17 protein-coding genes are annotated in these 19,026 nt (G+C 69.4%); 3 read left to right on the top strand and 14 right to left on the bottom strand.

What is annotated here, in order from left to right:
* Positions 1-95 precede the first annotated feature (95 nt).
* Complete coding sequence (locus ACG04R_RS08495) at positions 96-887, top strand: putative signal transducing protein (RefSeq protein ID WP_394408092.1); 792 nt, start codon at positions 96-98, stop codon at positions 885-887.
* A gap of 27 nt (positions 888-914) precedes the next feature.
* Here ACG04R_RS08495 and ACG04R_RS08490 read toward each other — a convergent pair whose 3' ends face one another.
* From ACG04R_RS08490 to ACG04R_RS08465, 6 genes are all read right to left on the bottom strand, one after another.
* Positions 915-1,181, bottom strand: a complete 267-nt coding sequence (locus tag ACG04R_RS08490; protein WP_394408089.1) for a 2OG-Fe(II) oxygenase — start codon at positions 1,179-1,181, stop codon at positions 915-917.
* A 144-nt stretch (positions 1,182-1,325) separates the two neighbouring features.
* On the bottom strand, positions 1,326-1,526 hold the full coding sequence (locus tag ACG04R_RS08485) for a hypothetical protein (protein ID WP_394408086.1): 201 nt from the start codon (positions 1,524-1,526) through the stop codon (positions 1,326-1,328).
* Positions 1,527-1,621: 95 nt separating this feature from the next.
* The gene (locus ACG04R_RS08480) at positions 1,622-4,585 is read right to left on the bottom strand and encodes an ATP-binding protein (protein WP_394408083.1); all 2,964 of its coding nucleotides are present in this window, start codon (positions 4,583-4,585) and stop codon (positions 1,622-1,624) included.
* A gap of 58 nt (positions 4,586-4,643) precedes the next feature.
* Positions 4,644-5,849, bottom strand: a complete 1,206-nt coding sequence (locus ACG04R_RS08475; protein ID WP_394408080.1) for a hypothetical protein — start codon at positions 5,847-5,849, stop codon at positions 4,644-4,646.
* 195 nt (positions 5,850-6,044) lie between these two features.
* Complete coding sequence (locus ACG04R_RS08470) at positions 6,045-6,296, bottom strand: hypothetical protein (protein WP_394408077.1); 252 nt, start codon at positions 6,294-6,296, stop codon at positions 6,045-6,047.
* A 138-nt stretch (positions 6,297-6,434) separates the two neighbouring features.
* The gene (locus ACG04R_RS08465; protein WP_394408074.1) at positions 6,435-8,432 is read right to left on the bottom strand and encodes an alpha/beta hydrolase family protein; all 1,998 of its coding nucleotides are present in this window, start codon (positions 8,430-8,432) and stop codon (positions 6,435-6,437) included.
* Between the two features lie 76 nt (positions 8,433-8,508).
* Between ACG04R_RS08465 and uvrA the strand changes: the two genes are divergently transcribed.
* Positions 8,509-11,397: an excinuclease ABC subunit UvrA gene (gene uvrA, locus ACG04R_RS08460; protein WP_394408071.1), complete on the top strand. Its 2,889-nt coding sequence runs from the start codon at positions 8,509-8,511 to the stop codon at positions 11,395-11,397.
* Here uvrA and ACG04R_RS08455 read toward each other — a convergent pair whose 3' ends face one another.
* Positions 11,398-12,219 (bottom strand): MHFG family PEP-CTERM protein, encoded by an 822-nt coding sequence (locus tag ACG04R_RS08455; RefSeq protein WP_394408069.1) that lies wholly within the window; start codon positions 12,217-12,219, stop codon positions 11,398-11,400.
* A gap of 222 nt (positions 12,220-12,441) precedes the next feature.
* On the opposite strand from ACG04R_RS08455, the gene ACG04R_RS08450 reads away from it, so the two are divergent.
* Entirely contained in the window at positions 12,442-12,834 is a 393-nt protein-coding gene (locus ACG04R_RS08450) for a response regulator (protein ID WP_394408066.1), read from the top strand.
* Here ACG04R_RS08450 and ACG04R_RS08445 read toward each other — a convergent pair.
* The 7 genes from ACG04R_RS08445 to ACG04R_RS08415 form a co-directional block, all read right to left on the bottom strand.
* Entirely contained in the window at positions 12,831-13,259 is a 429-nt protein-coding gene (locus tag ACG04R_RS08445) for a hypothetical protein (protein WP_394408064.1), read from the bottom strand. The genes ACG04R_RS08450 and ACG04R_RS08445 overlap by 4 nt on opposite strands.
* A gap of 85 nt (positions 13,260-13,344) precedes the next feature.
* Complete coding sequence (locus ACG04R_RS08440; RefSeq protein WP_394408061.1) at positions 13,345-13,773, bottom strand: SWIB/MDM2 domain-containing protein; 429 nt, start codon at positions 13,771-13,773, stop codon at positions 13,345-13,347.
* A 222-nt stretch (positions 13,774-13,995) separates the two neighbouring features.
* Complete coding sequence (locus ACG04R_RS08435) at positions 13,996-14,541, bottom strand: cytochrome b/b6 domain-containing protein (protein WP_394408058.1); 546 nt, start codon at positions 14,539-14,541, stop codon at positions 13,996-13,998.
* A 3-nt stretch (positions 14,542-14,544) separates the two neighbouring features.
* The gene (locus ACG04R_RS08430) at positions 14,545-14,838 is read right to left on the bottom strand and encodes a PepSY domain-containing protein (protein WP_394408055.1); all 294 of its coding nucleotides are present in this window, start codon (positions 14,836-14,838) and stop codon (positions 14,545-14,547) included.
* A gap of 11 nt (positions 14,839-14,849) precedes the next feature.
* On the bottom strand, positions 14,850-15,968 hold the full coding sequence (locus ACG04R_RS08425) for an alpha-hydroxy acid oxidase (RefSeq protein ID WP_394408052.1): 1,119 nt from the start codon (positions 15,966-15,968) through the stop codon (positions 14,850-14,852).
* Positions 15,965-16,648, bottom strand: coding sequence for a Fe2+-dependent dioxygenase (locus ACG04R_RS08420; protein WP_394408049.1), 684 nt, complete (start codon positions 16,646-16,648; stop codon positions 15,965-15,967). Before ACG04R_RS08420 ends, ACG04R_RS08425 begins: the two co-directional genes overlap by 4 nt.
* 25 nt (positions 16,649-16,673) lie before the next feature.
* Positions 16,674-18,935: a TonB-dependent receptor gene (locus ACG04R_RS08415; RefSeq protein ID WP_394408046.1), complete on the bottom strand. Its 2,262-nt coding sequence runs from the start codon at positions 18,933-18,935 to the stop codon at positions 16,674-16,676.
* Positions 18,936-19,026 lie beyond the last annotated feature (91 nt).

The following is a 19,026-nucleotide window of genomic DNA, read 5'->3' as shown; positions in this document are numbered from 1 at the left end:
AATCCGACCATCCGCATTCGCTCGAACTCACCGCGTGCCTGCCATGTGATGCGCGTTCATTGGGCTTCACTTCGTTCACTACAACCTACGGGCTCATGAAAACTCTCTACGAAGCAGCGAGCGCGATCGAAGCCCACATGCTCGTCGACCTTCTGGCGCAGGAGGGCATCGACGCTCACATCCAGGGCGAGGCGCTGCAGGGCGCGATGGGGGAAATACCTGCGAACGGGCTGGTGCGGTTGCTCGTGGAGGAGGAAAGCTTTCCGGCCGCACGCGCCGTCATCGATCATTGGGAAAGTACGCAGATCGAGCCCACGCCAAGGCCTGGCCCATCGCCCAGGTCGTCAGGCGTGAGAGGCTTGCTGCTGGGGCTGGTGATCGGCATCGGCGCGACCTACGCGGCTTACCGGGCACCGGCGACGACCGATGGCATCGACTACGACCGGGATGGTGTGCTCGATGAGAAGTGGACCTATTCGCCCAACGGCATGTTGCTCAAGGTGGAGATGGATCGCAACCTGGACCACAAGGTCGACTACGTCGCGCACTATGACGCGCGGGGGCAGTTGGAGTCTGCCGAGTCAGACGACAACTTCGATGGCGTCTTTGAAACCAGACATTGGTTCAAGAACGGGAATCTCGAGTCTTCGTTGTCCGACACGGACGGCGATGGCATTCCTGACCTTCGATCGACGTACGTTCACGGCGTCGTCGATACCGTCGAGTACATCAATGCCACCAGCGGTCGGCCTGTACGGATCGAGCACTATTCGTTGGGCGTGTTGCAGTTCGCGGATGTGGATACCGATCTGGACGGCGCGCTGGACACCCGAGTCAGTTACACGAAGCTGGCTGAAGTCGCGTCGCGGGAGCCGCTGCCGAAGTGATGGGAGAAATGGGCCGTGTCCCCCGGGTCAGTGCTTGATTCTGATAAACGTCGAGATCACGTACTTGTCCCCCGACTCCGGCACCTGCCCGCAGTGCATGTAGTTCCACCCGGCCGGGAACAGCAGCAGCTGTCCGGTGCGGGGTGAGACCTTCAGCCCCTGGTGGAAGAACTCGGTCTCGCCGCGGCGCTCCACGTCGTTGAGGTACAGCACCATCGCGACGACGCGGTTGCCGCTGGCGCCGCCGACGGCGTCGGCATGCCAGCCGAACCGGCCTTCGCCGCGCGGGTACATCTGGATCTTGTAGCCGGTGGCCTGCAGCGGGAACGACTGCAGGATGGGGCTGCGCGACAGGTAGTCGGCGATGCAGGCCTGGATGGGGCCGTGGATGCGGCGGAACAGGTCGTCCCAGGCGTCGCCCGGGTTGAGCTCCAGGTCCTAGGAGATCTTGTCGTCCCGCACATAGGCGCTGCTGCCGCCGGCGCCGATGCGGCCGGGCCGCTTGCCCGGATCGGCGTCGAAGCGCTGCACGACGGCTTCGCAGGGGGCCCGGTCCAGGCCGCGGTAGATGACGATGAAGTCGCGGTCGTGGAGGATGTCCGCCGCCGGGCCGGCGCCAGGGCGTTCAGGCTTGTTCATGCGGCGCGAGGATAGGAGGCGCGCTGGCCGCGCGCCAATCCGCTTTTCGCGCTTGGCTTGGTGTTTTCCGAATGAGGGCGCGGCGAGGCCGCGCGTCAGAGCGCCTGCGCGCGTTCGAGGAAGCCGGTCATGCCCATGCGCGTGAACTCGGCGCGGGCGAAGTCCAGCGCGTCGGTCCAGCTGCCGTCCAGCTTCAGCTCGGCTTCGAGCAGCGCCGTGACGGCGGCCTCGTGGTCGGAGTTGCGCTGCTCGCCGGCGCCTCGCGCCAGTGCCAGGTAGCGACGCGCCAGCGGCACGTCGCCCGTACCGGTCGCGAGCCGGGCTGCCGCGCGGTAGGCCATCGCGCCGCCGATCCAGTCGTGCTGGCGGCCGCGCCTGAGGGCCAGCGCGATGTGGTGGCGCGCCGCGGTGACGTGGCCCTGCGTGGACAGGATGTCGGCCAGCCAGCCGTGGTTGAAGCTGTTGTAGAGGCCGCCGCCACGCGGCGCCAGCCAGGCGGTGGCGTCGAGGATCAGCTGCAGCGCGCCCGGGTCGTGTGTCTGCATCCACGCGCCGTAGGCTCCGGCAGCCTGGCCCATCGCGCAGGTGAACATGCTGCGCACCTGGGCGCCCACGCGGTGGGCCACGGCCGCGGCGGCGCGGGCTTCTGCCCAGCGGCCCTGCCACAGGAAGACGGCGGCGCGCCAGCCCTGCATGCTGGCCTCCACGGCGTGGCCGCTGCCGTTGAATGGCTCCAGCGCCTCGGCGAAGACCTCGTGCGCGTGATCGAAGCGGCCCTGGTCGCCCAGCACGTAGGCGCGGCAGCACAGCGAGAACGACAGGCCGATGCGGTTGACGGCGCTCTTGCTGGCGCGAGCGCGCTGGCGGGCGATGGCGAGGTCCAGCATGGGCAGGGCCTCGGCGTAGTTGGCCGCGGCGGCCTGCAGCTGGCCCACGGTGCCGGGCAGCTGGGCCAGCAGCGCGTGGTCGCCGCAGGCCTGGGCGGTCTCGACGGCGGCGCGTGCGTGGCGCAGGCTGTCGCGCGTCTCGCCCAGCGCATAGCCGACGTAGGCCAGCCAGTACTCGGTGCGGGCGATGAGGCCGGGCTCGCCCTCGGCCTGGGCCAGCGTGGCGGCGTGCTTGAGCACGCGCAGGTCGTCCTGCGAGGCGTCGAACACGCAGGCCATGCCCAGGCGCTGGGCGACGGCGATCCAGCGGCGGCGCCGGCCCGCCTCATCGGGCAGGAATTCCAGCGCCGCCAGCGCGGCACGGAACTGCTTCTTGGCGCGGTCCAGCGCCGACGCGGCCAGCGCCTGGTCGCCCGCGGCCTCGGCGTGCAGGCCGGCGGCGGGCCAGTCGTTGGCGGCGGCGGCGTGGTAGGCCAGCTGTTCGTGCAGCTGGCCCTGGCCGTCGGCGCCGCCGCGCGCGGCCAGTTCGATGCTGATGCGGCGGTGCAGGGCCTGGCGCTCGTGCAGGCCGGTGGCTTCGTAGACGACGTCGCGCGTGATGCCGTGCTTGAAGCGCAGGTGGCCGGGGCGCTGGTCCGGGAAGATGAAGTCCTGCGCCGCGAGCGCGCGCACGGCGGGGTGCTGCTCGCCGCAGCCGGACAGCGCCTCCAGCAGCCAGACCGGGATGACGTTGCCGATGACGGCGGCCAGCCGCACCAGCCGCGCCTGCTCGGCCGGCAGGCGGCCCACGCGCGATTCAACCAGTGCGGCCAGCCAGGCCGAGCTGCTCTGGCCTTCGACGAGGTGCTCGCCGGCGTCGGCCGCGGCGTGGCACAGCTCCTCGATGAACAGCGGGTTGCCGCCGGCATGGCGCAGCACTTCGGCGGCGATGAAGGGGTCCACCTGCGGGGCCAGCTGCTGCACGGCGCGGGCCGACTCGTCCTCGGTCAGCGGCGGCAGCTCGATGATCTCGGCGCCGTCGTCGTGCTCGCTGGGCAGCACGGCCGCGGGCTGTGGGCGGCTGGCGGTGAGCAGCAGCAGCGGCAGGCCCTCGCGCGCGCTGGCGGCGCGAAGCCGGTGCAGCAGGCTCAGCGAGGCGTCGTCGGCCCACTGCAGGTCGTCGATGAAGACCAGCTGCGGCGTGCGCAGCGCCAGCGCCAGCAGCAGCGCCAGCAGCGCGTCGGCGCGGCCGGCGGGCGTGCTCTGCTGGGCAGCGGTGAGTTCGAACGGGGGATCGGCCATGCCGTCCATCGCACGCAGCATCTGGAGGAAGGGCTGCAGCGGCTCGGCGCTGAGGTAGCTCTCGCAGTAGCCGCGGTGGATGCGGCAGGGCCGGTCGGCCTGGTCCTCGGCGTGGCGCAGGAATTCCTCGGTCAGCCGCGTCTTGCCGACACCGGCGCCGGCGCGCAGGCCCACCCACAGCGTCTGGCCGGTCAGCGTGCGGGCCAGCGCCGCCTCCAGCATGACCTGCTCGCTCTCGCGGCCGACGAAGGGCGCCAGGCCGCGGCGCATGCTGGCCTCGAAACGCCGGCCCACCGGCGCGCGGCCGAAGACGCGGTAGGCGGCCAGCGGCGTCGCACGGCCGCGCAGCTGCAGGCTGAAACGCGGGCCGGTCTCGAAGAACTGGCTCTGCAGGCCCAGGCTCTCTTCGCTGGCGATGATCTCGTCGGCGCGCGCCGCCTCGGACAGCCGCGCGGCGATGTTGGGCGCGTTGCCCAGCAGCTCGAAGCGGCCGCGCATCTGGTCGCCATCGTTGACGAGCACGATGCCGGCGTGGATGCCGCTGTGCAGCGTCAGGCCCTTGAAGTCGGCCGGGCGCGGGCCGGGCGGCTGGATGCCGCGCACGGCGGCGTGCAGCTCCAGCGCGGCCTCGGTGGCGCGGCGGCCGTCGTCCTCGCGCACCTCGGGGTGGCCGAAGACGGCCAACATGCCGTCGCCCTGGATGCGCGCGATCTGACCGCCGTGGTGGGGCACGATGCGCTCGTACAGCTCGCGCAAGGACCCCAGCATGGCGGAGTAATGCTCGGCCTCCATCCACTCGGCCATGGCCGTCGAGCCGCTGAGGTCGACGAACAGCAGCGTCAGCAGGCGGCGCTGGCCGTTGGAGGGAGCGGGGGCGGAAGACTCGGTCACGACGCCCGTCATCCTAGCGAGAGAGCGCCTGACTGCGCTGTCTTCGGCTTGCTTTTCGTCAAGCCTGCATCGGTTGGAAGTCGGTGTCGGCGACCGTTCTTGGTGCGTCGGGGGGCAGGTCTTCCTCGCGCAGGCCGAGGTAGATGGGCTCGCCGTTGCGGCGATGGATGTTGATCTTGGCGTTGTAGACGCGGTGGATCAGGCCGTGCTTGTCGGCCACCTGGTACTCGCTGATGCCCCACAGGCCGGTGTTGTCGCGCCGGCCGGTCAGGTAGCAGGCGATCTCGTCGACCTCGGAGCCGGCGAGCTTGAGGCCATTGAGGCTGCGCAGCGGTGCGCGCGTGCGCTCGACGAAGTCCAGGCTGTCGATGCGCACGTCGCCACCGCTGGCTTCGTCGTGCATCAGCGTGTTGAACTTGCCGACCAGGATCTGGCCCGGCTGCGCGTTCTCGATCATGCGCGCCAGCTCGATCGTGACCTGGCCGACCAAGTAGCTGAACGACGTGGGGTTCAGGCCCTCGGACTGATAGAACTCGTAGTGCGAGCCGACGTGGAAGCAGGCACGCAGGCGCGGCACCGATTCCGGCCGTGTCGCGCGCTCGTGCGCCAGCGCGTTGTCGGCCAGGATGAACTGCATCAGCTGATACAGCTCGACGTTGGCCTCCACGCCGCGCATGCGGTTCCAGATGTAGAAGCCGTCGCCCGTCGTCGTGCGGGCGAAGTTGATGTTGATTTCCTGGTCCAGCAGCTTGGCGTAGGCCGCGTTGACCGAGCAGGACAGGCTGTTGAGCTGCACGACCTGCTGCAGCGGCGTCAGCAGCGAGAAGCCGACGGCGTCGAACAGGATGACGGCGCGGTCCTCGACGAGGCGCACGCCGTAGCGCGCCGCGATGGCGGCGATCAGCGGCAGGCCCAGGCCCTTCTCGGGCGCGAACGGCAGCTCGATGAGGCGCGGCGTCAAGCCAAGCGCGGTGCTGACGGCGTCGAAGGCCCCGGCCTCCAGGTGCTCCTGGTTGGACAGGATCTTGTCCAGCAGCCGCGCGCGGCGCGTCAGCTCCTGCGGCGGCAGGTTGCCGTCGCCGAGCGCGAACTCCGTCAGCATGGGGTGCGGTGCGACGAGCACACGCAGGCCCTTGGCCTCGGGCGTCCACGCGAAGATGAGGTTGTGGCCGAGGTTCCACAGCGCGTACAGCGCCTGGTCCAGCAGGATGATGTTTTCGCGCAGCTGGGATTCGCTCAGTCCGGCCGGGGCGGGATAGGCCATGAAGCCATCCAGCCAGGATCGACGTTTGCGTAGCTCTTCTTTCACAACCTGGCTCCGATAAGAAGCCCGATTGTCTTTCAGAGCTGTGACTTTTTTCCCGAAATCAAGCCGACTCGGCGGCGCAGCGGTGGCCGGCGGCCCGCTGCGCCGGCGACTCGGCTCGAAAAGTGGCTTGCCATGCCTGCATCACGCGGCTCAGGCGCGGCGGGCGGTGACGACGACGCGGGGCAGTTGCTGGACCTGGGCCACCTGGCGCACGGCGGTGCCGGTGATGACCACGCGCGGCAGTTGCTCGACCTGGGCGACGTCGCGCTGGGCCTTGCCGGTGATGACGACGCGGGGCAGCTTCTGGATGACCTGCGCGTCGTGGGCAGCGGCGCTGGCCGAGAAGGCGGTGACGGCAAAGGCGGCGACGGCGGCGGCCTGGATCAGAACGGTGGTCTTCATGGTGCTTCCTTTCGGGGTGTTCACAGCGGGATTGCTGTGTCGATGGAAGCAGTTTCGTCAGCGGGCCGGCCCGCTGCCAGCGCGCTGCGATGAAGCGTCGGACGCAGGGCGCCAGCCGCATGCCGCGCGGATGAAGCGTCAGTTCGGCGCCGCCAGATGCCTGGCCAGGAAGCGCTCGACGCGCCCCCAGAAGTCCTCGTTGGTCTTCAGGTTGAACCAGCCATGGCCCTCTTCGGGGTAGACCACCCATTCGAGCTCCTGGTCGGGGCGCAGGGCGGCGCGGAACTCGGTGCCGTGTTCCAGCGGCACGCGCCGGTCGTCGGCGCCGTAGGCGACCAGCAGCGGCATCCTGATCTCCTTGGCGCGGCGCAGCGGCGAGGTGCGCCGGATCTGCTCGGCGTCCTTGTCCACGTCGGCGACGAGGCGCTTCATGCCGTACTGCTTCCACTCTTCCGACGCGTCGCTCCAGTGGATGCTGTTCATCAGACCGATGTCGGTGACGCCGGCCCAGCTGACGGCGCACTTGAAGATGTCGCCCTGGGTGACGGCGCCCATCAGCGCCGCATAGCCGCCGTAGCTGGCGCCCATGATGCAGACGCGCTTCGGGTCGATCCAGCCCTGCTTGTCGGCCAGCGCCACCGTGTCGGCCAGGTCGTCCTGCATGGCCAGGCCCCATTGCTTCCAGCCGGCATGGAAAAGCTGCCAGCCATAGCCGCTGCTGCCGCGGAACTCGGGTTCCAGCACGACGTAGCCGCGGCTGGCCAGGAACTGGGCGGTGGGCTCCCAGGCCCAGTGCGTGCCGCGCAGGTAGGGGCCGCCATGCACGAGCACGACGGCCGGCCGGCGTGCCTTGGGTCCGGGCGGCTGCGTGACCAGCAGCGGCAGCTCCAGGCCATCGCGGGCCTTGAAGCGCACGACGTCGCGTTCGCCCGAGTCCGCCACCTTGAAGTTCAGGCGCTCCCCGCCCAGCGGCTGCAGCGTCTTGGTGGCCGGCTTGTAGAGCCAGTAGCCGCGCGGCAGCCGGTCCGACACCGAGGTGACGATCAGGAAGGCCGCGTTGAGGCAGCGCTCGCAGTCGATCAGGTTCACGGTGCCGGGCCGCTTGGCGTCGATGTCGGCCTGGATGGCCTTCATCGTCGGGTCCAGCCAGACGGTGCCGGGCGCGTCCGTCTCGTAGCGCACGCCCAGCAGCCGGCCCGCCGCGGGGTCGAAGATCAGGTGGCCACGGAAGTCGTAGCCGGGCAGGCTGACCATCGGCTGCTTTTCGGGTTTGTCGGTCTGGGGGTCGAGCCTGAAGAGCGCCGCCGCGCCCTTGTAGCCGGCCATCACGAGCGTCAGCCCGTCCGGCCCGAACCAGTAGGGGGCGAACTTGCGCGCCAGGTTGTCGTCCTCCAGCCAGGGCTTCCAGGCGCCGTCGGCGTCGCGGCGGTAGGTTCGGGCGCGGCCCTGGCTGACCACCTCGACAGCGCGGGGCTCGCCGCGCCAGTCGACATGCCACTCGGCGACGTTGTCGGGTATGCCGGTGTTCAGGTTCCTGACCTGGCTGGTGCGCGTGTCCAGGCGGTACAGCTGCTCGCCCATCCTGGCCTGCTCGTCGGACCAGGGCAGGCGCACGACCAGCACATCGCTGCTGCCGTCGTGCAGCGTGGAGAAGAAGCGGTAGTTGGCGTCCAGCCGACGGTCGGTGATCAGCGTGCCGGTCGTGAACGTCTGCTGGTTGGCCTGGATGAGCTGGCGCATGTCGCTGCCATCGCGGTTCACGGCCCACAGGCCGGGGTTGTCCACGCGGCGGGCGCCGTCTGGCGATTCGCTGGCCTGCAGCACGAGGCGGTCCTCGTTGACCCAGTCGTGGCGGTAGACATCGGCGTCGCGGAAGGAGGCGACCACGTGGGCCGGCGACATCGTTTCCAGGTCGATGACCGCCAGCCACATGCGGTCTTCCTGGCCGGCCATCTGCACCGCCAGGTAGCGACCGCTGGGGCTGAGCTTGGGCTCGCGCAGCACGGGGCGCTTGAAGAAGTCGGTGATCGATGGCGGCTTGGCCGTCGTGGGCCCGGCTGCCGTCTGCGCGGGCGCGGCCGAGCTCAGCAGCAGGCCGGCCGCCGCGATGGCGGCGGCCAGAAGGCGCGTGGACATGCTCTCTCTCCCTGGCGTCCTTGGACGGGCGCGATTGTCACGACCTATCATGGCCGGTTCGCTTGTGAAAACTCCCATGTCGTCTCCAGAGTCGCGATTCATCCGCGTGCGCGGCGCGCGCACCCACAACCTGAAGAACATCGACGTCGACCTGCCGCGGCACGCGCTGGTCGTCATCACCGGGCTGTCGGGTTCGGGCAAGTCGTCGCTGGCCTTCGACACGTTGTATGCCGAGGGGCAGCGGCGCTATGTCGAGAGCCTGTCCAGCTACGCGCGGCAGTTCCTGCAGCTGATGGACAAGCCCGACGTGGACATCATCGAGGGCCTGTCGCCGGCGATCTCCATCGAGCAGAAGGCGACGAGCCACAACCCGCGCTCCACTGTCGGCACGGTCACCGAGATCCACGACTACCTGCGCCTGCTGTACGCCCGCGCCGGCACGCCGTTCTGCCCGGACCACCACCTGCCGCTGGAGGCGCAGTCCGTCAGCCAGATGGTGGACGCCGTGCTGGCCATGCCCGACGAGAGCAAGCTGATGCTGCTGGCGCCGGTCGTGCGCGACCGCAAGGGCGAGTTCGTCGAGTTGTTCCAGGAGCTGCAGGCGCAGGGCTACGTGCGTTTCCGCGTCGACGGCGCGACGGTGGAGGCGCCCGAGATCCCGGCGCTGAAGAAGGCCGAGAAGCACGACATCGACGTCGTCATCGACCGCGTGATCCTGCGTGCCGACGCCCATGACCAACTGCGTCAGCGCCTAGCCGAGAGCTTCGAGGCCGCGCTGCGACTGGCCGATGGCCGCGCGCTGGTCATGCACATGGACAGCAACGAGACCACGCTGTTCTCCAGCAAGTTCGCCTGCCCGGTGTGCTCGTACTCGCTGCCGGAGCTGGAGCCGCGGCTGTTCTCGTTCAACTCGCCGGTGGGTGCCTGCCCCAGCTGCGAAGGCCTGGGCCAGGTGACGGTGTTCGACGCCGACCGCGTCGTCGCCTTCCCGACGTTGAGCCTGGCCAGCGGCGCCGTGAAGGGCTGGGACCGCCGCAATCCGTACACGTTCTCGCTGCTGGAGTCGGTCGCGGCGCATTACCAGTTCGACGTCGAGGCACCGTGGGAGACGCTGCCGCCTGCCGCCCAGCAGGTGCTGCTCAACGGCTCGGGCACGGAGGACATCAGCTTCACCTACCAGGCCGAGACCGCCAGCGGCAAGAAGCGGTCGGTCAAGCGCAGTCACCCCTTCGAGGGCATCCTGCCCAATCTGCAGCGCCGCTACAAGGAGACCGACTCGGCCGCCGTGCGCGAGGACCTGGCCCGCTACATGGCCGCCAAGCCCTGCCCGTCGTGCGAAGGATCGCGGCTGCGCCGCGAGGCGCGCAACGTCGTGCTGCAACCGGCCGATGCCGCGCCGGGCGTCAAGGGGCGGCCGATCTACGAGGTGGAGCATTCGACGCTGCGCGAGTGCCTGGACTACTTCGAGGGGCTGAAGCTCAAGGGCAACAAGGCCGAGATCGGCGACAAGGTCGTGCGCGAGATCGCGTCGCGTCTGCGCTTCCTGAACGACGTGGGCCTGAACTACCTGAGCCTGGACCGCAGTGCGGACACGCTGTCGGGCGGCGAGGCGCAGCGCATCCGGCTCGCGTCGCAGATCGGCTCGGGGCTGACCGGCGTCATGTACGTGCTGGACGAGCCCAGCATCGGCCTGCACCAGCGCGACAACGACCGCCTCATCGCCACGCTGCGCCGGCTGCGCGACCTGGGCAACTCGGTGCTGGTCGTCGAGCACGACGAGGACGCCATCCGCGCGGCCGACTGGGTGCTGGACCTGGGGCCCGGCGCCGGCGTGCACGGTGGCCGGGTGATGTCGCAGGGCACGCCCGACCAGGTGGCGGCCGATCCGAACTCGCCGACCGGCCGGTATCTGAGCGGCGCCGCGCGCATCGAGGTGCCCGCCACGCGCCACAAGCCGGTCGAGGACCAGAAGCTGCGCATCGTCAACGCGCGCGGCAACAACCTCAAGGGCGTGACGGTCGAGATCCCGGTCGGCGTGCTGACCTGCGTGACCGGCGTGTCCGGCTCGGGCAAGAGCACGCTGGTCAACGACACGCTGTACGCCGCCGTCGCCAAGAAGCTCTACCAGAGCCATGCCGACCCGGCTGCCTACGACGAGATCGAGGGCCTGGACGCGTTCGACAAGGTCATCAACGTCGACCAGTCGCCCATCGGCCGCACGCCGCGCTCCAACCCGGCGACGTACACGGGCCTGTTCACGCCCATCCGCGAGCTGTTCGCCGAGATGAACACCGCCCGCGAGCGCGGCTACGGCCCGGGGCGCTTCAGCTTCAACGTCGCCGGCGGCCGCTGCGAGGCCTGCCAGGGCGACGGCGTGCTGAAGGTGGAGATGCACTTCCTGCCCGACGTCTACGTGCCCTGCGACGTCTGCCAGGGCCGGCGCTACAACCGCGAGACGCTGGAGGTGCTCTACAAGGGCAAGAACATCACCGACGTGCTGAACATGACGGTGGAGGACGCCCACCAGCTGTTCAACGCCGTGCCGGCGCTGGCGCGCAAGCTGCAGACGCTGCTGGACGTGGGCCTGGGCTACGTGAAGCTGGGCCAGAGCGCGACGACGCTGTCCGGCGGCGAGGCCCAGCGCGTGAAGCTGGCGCTGGAGCTGTCCAAGCGCGACACCGGCCGCACGCTCTACATCCTGGACGAGCCCACCACCGGCCTGCACTTCGCCGACATCGCGTTGCTGCTCAAGGTGCTGCACCAGCTGCGCGACGCGGGCAACACCATCGTCGTCATCGAGCACAACCTGGACGTCATCAAGACGGCCGACTGGCTCGTCGACATGGGGCCGGAAGGCGGCGCCGGCGGCGGCACGCTGCTGGTGGCCGGCACGCCGGAGGACGTGGCCGCCTGCGAGGCCAGCCACACGGGGCGCTACCTGGCGCCCCTGCTCAGGAAGCGCTGATCAACGACGGCGCTGGCGGGCGCGGTAGCCGACCACCAGCAGGCCCAGCGCGATCATGGCCCAGGTGCTCGGTTCCGGGACCGCCGGCGTCGTGCCGGGGTTGGACCCGGCGATGCGCACGCCGGGCGGCAGCGACGGCATGCCCGTGCTGACGAGTGACGGGAAGCTGCCACCGGATGTGGTCACCGGCTGCGGTGCCGGGCTGCTCAGCGACGCCAGGCTGCCGCCCTGCGGGGTGCCCTCGGCCAGCGCCGGCACGCCCGACTGCTGGGCGAAGCTGTCCGGCGCGGCGGCCGCCATCGGGCCGGCGGCCGGCGGGTCGAACACCAGCGGCGTGGCGTTCTCGCTCTCGCTCTCGCGTGTCGACGAGGCCGTGTTGGTGGCGCTGGACGGCGCGACGGCGCTGGGCTTCTCCAGCCGACGGATGCGGCTGACGTTGCGGCAGACCGTGGGCACGAGGATGCACTGGCCGTCCTCGCAGTAGACGAGGCCGCGCTCCTGGGTCTTGGCCGCCCACTTCGTGCGCGTGACCGTGCGGCAGACGGCGCCCGGGCCGAAGTGCATGTCGCGGATCTCCGGCGCGTACTCGGCCTTGCCCTGGCCGGTGATGGAATCTCGCTCGATGAGGGCGATGTCGTCGTAGCTGCGCGTCTTCATGCGCGCCTTGAGCTTGTCGCGGGTCGCTGCCGGGATGTCCCGGTAACGGTCCACGGCCGCCACCACGTCGCCCATGAACGGGTTGACGCCCGGGCGATCCCAGCTGCAGGCAGGCAGCGTGGAGCCGGCGGAAACGGCGAGGGCAAGGGTGGCGATGATGGACATTTCGGGGCCCCAGAAACGGGTCGCGCCCGAACCAGGGCGCATATCCCAAATGTTAGGGATGCCCAGGGTTTTCACGCGTTGAAGACCCCCGAAAGCGGGGTGTCCGCGCGGTGCGAAATGTCACGCAAAACCCGGGAAACGATTGCATTTCGGCGGCTGCCGGCCCGCCCGGGCATTGCTGCTATCGTGCCGACCGCTGTAGCTGTCCCCCCACTCCCCGCCATGCCCGACCGCGCCGCGCCGCTGGTGCTTTACGTCGAAGACGACCGCATCCACCTGATCCTGATGGAGGAGGTGTTCCGGACGCTGCCGGGCTGGGAACTGTGCTGCGTCGAGACCGGCGCCGAAGCGCTGGCAGCCTTGGCGGAGCGCCGGCCCGACCTGCTGCTCATCGACATGAACCTGCCCGACATGACGGGCGTGGAGTTGCGCGAGCGTGTCAATGCGGACGCCGCGCTGGCGGCCTCGCTGAATGGCGCGCGCTGGGTGGCGCTGTCGGCCGACAACCCGACGGAAGTGGTGCGAGCTGCCCGCACGGCCGGCTTCGACGACTACTGGCTCAAGCCCATCGACGTGCCGCAGCTGCAGGCCGGGTTGCGGGCCTTGCTGGCCTAGCGCGCCTCGATGAAGTAGTCGCCACGCGGCAGGTCGCGGAAGCTGACCTCGATGCCGAACTTGGCGATGCAGGCCGCGACAGCGCCGCCGGGTGGTACTTCCCAGCGCGGCTCGATGACGATGCGGCGGGCTTGGACTTCGTGCCGGGCCGACACCAGCTCGTAGCCGGGCGACAGGAACTCCCACACCTCCACCTTCAGCACGCCATCCTCGGTCCAGTGCTGGCGCGTGTAGAAGCGTTGCTTGCCGCCAGGCCAGGCGGGCATGCCGGTGCCAGGCGGGTCATCCGTGTTGCCGCAGTCGAGCGACATCGTGCGCACCTCGGCGTCACGCCAGCCGTGCGTCGCGAGCAGTGCGATGACGCCGAGGCCCGCGACGACTGCCAGTGGGGCGGCGAGCTTTCTGAAGGAATGAAGAGAGGTCATGCCCGGTCGAGCGAAGCAGCGCGCACAAAAAAGCCCGGCAGTGCCGGGCTTGCGTTGACGAGGCCGCGGCGTGCGCGGCGCCGCTTCACTTCAGGTGGCTGTTGATCAGCTTGGTCATCTCGAACATGTCGGCCTTGGCCTTGCCGAAGATTTCCTTCAGCTTGGCGTCGGCGTTGATGACGCGCTTCTGCAGCTCGTCCTGCAGCTTGTTCTTCTTGATGTATTCCCAGACCTTCTTGGTCACGTCGGTGCGCGGCAGCGGGGCTGCGCCGACGATGGCGGCCAGGGCCGCGCTGGGGGTGAGCGCCTTCATGAAGGCGGCGTTGGGCGTGCGCTTCTTGGCGGGGGCAGCGGCCTTCTTGGCCGGAGCTGCCTTCTTCGCCGGTGCGGCGGCCTTCTTGGCCGGGGCCGCAGCCTTCTTCGCGGGCGCGGCGGCCTTCTTGGCCGGAGCCGCAGCCTTCTTCGCCGGTGCAGCCGCCTTCTTCGCGGGCGCGGCCTTCTTCGCAGTTGCCATGTCGATTCACTCCATCAAAAGTTGTTGATGTGCCGGGCCTGGGTGAAGGCCGCGTAAGCCTTCAATACTCGCTAGCACCCTGCGCCGGCGATGGTACTGCGCTCCCCAGGGGAAGAGAAGGCTTTCATAGAGGGGATGACCCGCACTGGCCCATGAAATCGAGGCTTTCGGCACTCGCCTGTCGCGGGGCCGCATCAGTCCTGGCCTTTGCGGAGCTTTGCATCAGTCGATGTCGCCCGCTTCGGGCGCGCGCTTCTTGCCGCTGAACATCGCGCCAACGAGGTTCTCGCGGTGCCGCCAGCTCGTCACGACGACCCCACCGAGGTGTCCCGCGACCAGCGCCGCGATGCCCCATGCGAGCCAGGCGTGCAGGTCCGACAGCCACTCGTAGCCCCACAGCCAGTCGGTCGTGAAGAGCCAGCCGGTCAGCGACAGCGCGCCAGCCGTGAACCACAGCGCGAGCACCATCCAGCCGCCCAGCGGGTTATGGCCGATGTAGCGCGGCTCGTGGCCGGCGCGCATCGAGCGCGCGTAGGCCAGCACGTCGCGCGGGCGGCGCACGAACTGCGACAGCCGCGCGTAGCGCGAGCCGGTGAAGCCCCAGATCAGCCGCAGCACGACGGCCGCGCCGGCCACGTAGCCGGCGGTGTGGTGCCAGTCGTCGAAGTGGTGCGGCGGCCAGTGGCCGCTGATCCAGCAGGTGGCGACGGCACCGGCCAGCGCCCAGTGCAGGACGCGCACCAGCGCGTCCCAGACGCGGATGCGCATCGCTTACTTCGCGGGCGCCGCTTCGGGCTGCTCGCCCTCGGGGTAGACGCGCTCGAAGGTCTTGGGGTTGAAGAAGGCCTCGGCCTTCTTGCCCTGGCCGTCGAAGCCGTAGACCTCGTAGCAGCCGTTGTAGTTCTGGACCTTGCGGACCTTCCAGCCTTCGCTCTCGAGCTTCTTCTGCAGTTCGGTCTGCAGCTTCTTCTCTTCCTTGGGCATGGCGGGGCACGACACGTTGCCGTGGGCGAAGGCCGTGCCGGCGGTGACGGCCAGGGCGATGGTGACGAGGAGGTGTTTCATGAGGGAGTCCTTCAGCGAGGGTTGGCGGGCCAGAGCAAGGCCGGGCCCGCGTCGGCGAGAGTCTTGCAGCCGGAGAGCGCCATCGCGATCTCCAGTTCGTCGCGCAGCAGCCGCAGCGCGTGGGCCACGCCCAGCGCACCGCTGGCGGCGAGTGCGTGCACGTAGGGACGGCCCAGCAGCACGGCGTTGGCGCCGAGCGCGATGGCCTTCAGCACGTCGGTGCCGCGGCGGATGCCGCCGTCGACGAGCAGCGGCACGTCCGGGCCCAGCGCGGCGCGCAGCGGCGGCAGCAGTTCGGTGGTGGGCGGCAGCGTGTCGAGCGCGCGGCCGCCGTGGTTGCTGACGACGAAGCCGGTCACGCCGCGGGCCAGGGCCTCGCGCGCGTCGTCGGCGTGCGTGACGCCCTTGAGCAGCAGTGGCAGCCGGCTCTCGGCGCGCAGCCAGTCGATCTCGCGCCACGTGGCGGCGCGCGGCATCAGGCCGTCGAACAGCGCGCTCTGGCCGGGCTGCAGGTTGAGCGGCTTCTTCAGGCCGCCGAGGTTCACGGCGCGGATGTCGTCGGGCAGCTTGAAGCCGATGCGCCGCTCGCGGTCGCGCGCACCGTGCACGGGCGCGTCGACGGTCAGCACGAGGGCCTGGTAGCCGGCGGCCTCGACGCGCTTGAGCAGCGCGCGCATGAAATCGCGGTCGTCGCGCCAGTAGAGCTGGAACCACAGCGGGCCGGCGCTCGGCTCGGCCAGCATCGGCGCGGCCACGTCTTCCATCGGCACGCTGGACTGCGCGCTGAGCAACACGCCGGCACTCTGTGCGGCCGCGGCGTGCGCAATCGCGACCTCGCCGTCGGCGTGGAAGAGTCGCTGGTAGGCGATGGGCGCCAGGATGATCGGGTGTAGCAGCTCGCGGCCCAGCAGCGTCACGCGCGTGTGGCCGCCGGCCAGGTCGCGCAGCACGCGCGGGTGCAGCTTGATGGCGTCCCACGCGGCGCGGTTGGCGCGCAGCGTGATCTCGTCGGCCGCGCCGCCGTTCAGGTAGGCCCAGGCGTTGGCGGTGACACGTGCTTTCGCGGGCGCCTCGAAGTCGGCGAGGTTGGCCAGGCCTTCGGGCAGTGCCTCAAGAGTGGGCGCGCTCACGTGTCGGCCCACATCCGCAGGAGGTTGTGATACGTGCCCGTCAGCTGCACCAGCTCGGCCGTCTCGCCCAGCTCGCCGCGCAGCTTCATCAGGCTCATGTCCATCTCGTACAGCAGGCGGCGCTGCTCGTCGGCGCGCACCATGCTCTCGATCCAGAAGAAGCTGGCCAGCCGCGCGCCGCGCGTGACCGGCTCGACGCGGTGCACGCTGGTGCCGGGGTAGACGACCATGTCGCCGGCCGCGAGCTTGACGCGCTGCTCGCCGAAGGTGGTGTCGATGACGAGTTCGCCGCCGTCGTAGTCGGCCGGGTCGCTGAAGAACAGCGTGCAGGAGATGTCGGTGCGCACGCGCTGCACGCCGCCCGGTAGGTAGCGCACGGCCTGGTCGACGTGGGCGCCGTAGGTGTTGGCGGTGCCGGCGTAGCGGTTGAACAGCGGCGGCAGCACGCGCTTGGGCAGTGTCGCGGAGAAGAACAGCGGGTGCTTCTCCAGCGCCTGCAGCACCAGCGCCTGCAGCTCGCGGTGTTGGTCGCTGCCGGGCTGGAGCTGCTGGTTGTTCTTGACCTGCGCGGCCTGGCGGCCGGCGGTCGTGCGGCCATCGGCCCAGGGGGCTTCGGCCAGCAGTTCGCGGGCCCGGGCCACGCCGGCGGCGTCGAGGATCTGCGGGATCTTCAGCAGCATGGCGTGGCGCGGTCTCTCGTCGAGGTCAGAACTTGTAGGTGCCCGTGAGCGTCGTCACGCGGCCCGTGCCGGGCACGTAGAAGCTCGTGTACAGCTGGTCAGCATAGAGCTTGTTGGCGATGTTGCTGACGTAGAGCTTGAAGCTCAGCGTCTCCGGCACGACCGTGTACTCGGCCATCGCGTCGGCCGTGACGAACTTCGGCGCGACGATGCCCACCGGGTTGCGGTTGGGCGTCTGGCTGCTGCGGGCATTCAGGCCGCCGCCCAGGCGCAGCTGCGGCAGGACCTGGTAGGCCGTCCAGATGCTGCCCGAGTAGCGCGGCGACAGCGACGGGCGGTCGCCCTGCTTCTCGCCCGAGGTGGCGCTGGAGATGTCGATCTTGGAGACCGGCATCCACGTGAAGTTGCCGAAGACTTCCCACTCGGGCGTGATGCGGCCGACGACGTCGAAGTCCAGCCCGGCGGCGTGGCGCTTGCCGGACAGCGTGACGACGCCGGTGTTCAGCGGGTCGGTATTGCGCTCGTGCAGCTTGGTGTTGCGGAAAGCGCTGGCACGCAGGCTCAGCTTGCCGTCGGCGCTGTCCCACTTGGCGCCCAGTTCGACGTTGACCGACTTCTCGGGCGGGATGTCGGCGTTGGCCGCGCTCAGCGAGTAGGCGTCGCCCGAGGTGTTGAAGGACGTGGCGCCCATCAGGTGGAAGGACCACTGCGCGTCCGGCTGGAACAGCACGGCGGCGCGCTTGCTCACTTCCGAGACCTTCATCTGGTACGACGTGACGGTGAGCGGGTTCACGGCTGTCGTCGAGGCTGCTGCGTACTGGTTGTAGTCGCCCAGCAGGTGGTCGTAGCGCAGGCCGGCCAGCACCTTCCACATCGGCGCGACCTCGATCAGGTCCTGCACGTAGCCGCCGTAGGCCTTGGACACGTAGTCGTTGTTGGCGCGGTAGCTGCGCACGCTCTCGTCGATGCTGGCGCCGTCGTACGGTGTGCCGGCGGTCGTGTTCGGGCGGGCCGGCACGATGCCACCCTGCAGGGCCGTGACCGGCGTGTAGACCTGCTTCTTCTCGTGGGCGAAGTCGACGCCGGCCTGCAGCGTGTGCTGGAAGCCCAGCGCGCTGAACTTGGTGTTCAGGTCGCTCTGCGCCGTGATGGTCTGCATGTCCTGCTTCTTGGGCTGGAAGCCGCGCACGATGACCGTGGCGTTGTTCCACGAATCCAGCGTGACTTCCTTGCCGTCGGGCTGGCTGGCCGCCGGCGTGCTCCACAGCGTGGCGCGCTGGTCGCGCGAGTAGTTGGCGGCGCGCACCTTGGTCACGATTTCCGTGTCCTTGGAGAAGCGGTGCGTGTGCGTGAGCATGCCGTAGTAGGCCGCGCCCTTGTTGAAGTCGCTGGACAGGCCGTAGTAGGCGTCCGGGTCCAGCTTGGTGTTCAGCGCGTTGGCTACCGGCGACGACGCGTTCGGCTTGATCCAGCGCACGTCGTAGTTCATGCCGTTGTCGTTCTGCAGGCCGTAGACCGTGATGCCGAACTCGTCCGTCTCGTCGATGCCGAAGCGGTAGCTGGCACCGAGGCCGCGCTTGTCGATCTTGGAGCCTGCGCCGTTGCTGTCGGCGGTATTGGTCATCACGCTGGCGCGGAAGGCCGAGTTCTCCCCGGTGCGGGTGTTGAAGTCGCCGATGGCACGCAGCGCGCCGTGGCTGCCCATCGAGACGTCGATCTGGTTCTGGTCCGCCAGCACGGCCTGCTTGGTGACCTGGTTGACGGCGCCGCCGGTGGAGCCGCGTCCGAACAGCAGCGATGCCGAGCCGCGCAGCAGCTCGATCTTGTCCAGGAAGAAGGTGTCGCGGTCGTAGAAGGCCGGGTCGCGCATGCCGTCGATGAAGATGTCGCCGGTGCTCTGCAGCGAGATGCCGTGGATCTTGACGTCTTCCTCGCCGCCTTCGGCGGCCTGGAAGGTGATGCCGGACGTGTTCTTCAACACTTCCTTGACGTTGTTGAAGTTGCGGTCGTCGATGACCTTCTCGGTGACGACGGTGATCGCCTGCGGAATGTCGCGGATGTCCTGCTTGCCCTTGCCGATGCGCGTCTCGGTGGCCTGATAGTCATCCTTGCCCTGCTTCTCGGCGCTGGCCTTGATGCGGACGGTGGGCAGCACGGTTTCGTCCTTGGCGGCGGGGGCGGTCTGGGCCAGCGCGGCGGAGGCCAGGCCAAAGCCGGCGGCCAGGGCGCCCAGCGGCAGCAGCGCCGGGCTCAGGGGTTTGCAGGACTTCTTGTTCTTGCGGGACATGGAAATCTCCAGTGGATCTTGAATGGGCATGGCTTTGCCCACGACGGCGCGCAAGCGCGCCATCCACGGCATGGCTACTCGGGAAAGGGAA

The sequence above is a fragment of the Pelomonas candidula genome (assembly GCF_043555985.1).
Classification (GTDB): domain Bacteria; phylum Pseudomonadota; class Gammaproteobacteria; order Burkholderiales; family Burkholderiaceae_C; genus Pelomonas; species Pelomonas candidula.
Note: the sequence above shows the minus strand (reverse complement) of the source record. Positions and strands in the feature narration are given on the sequence as shown.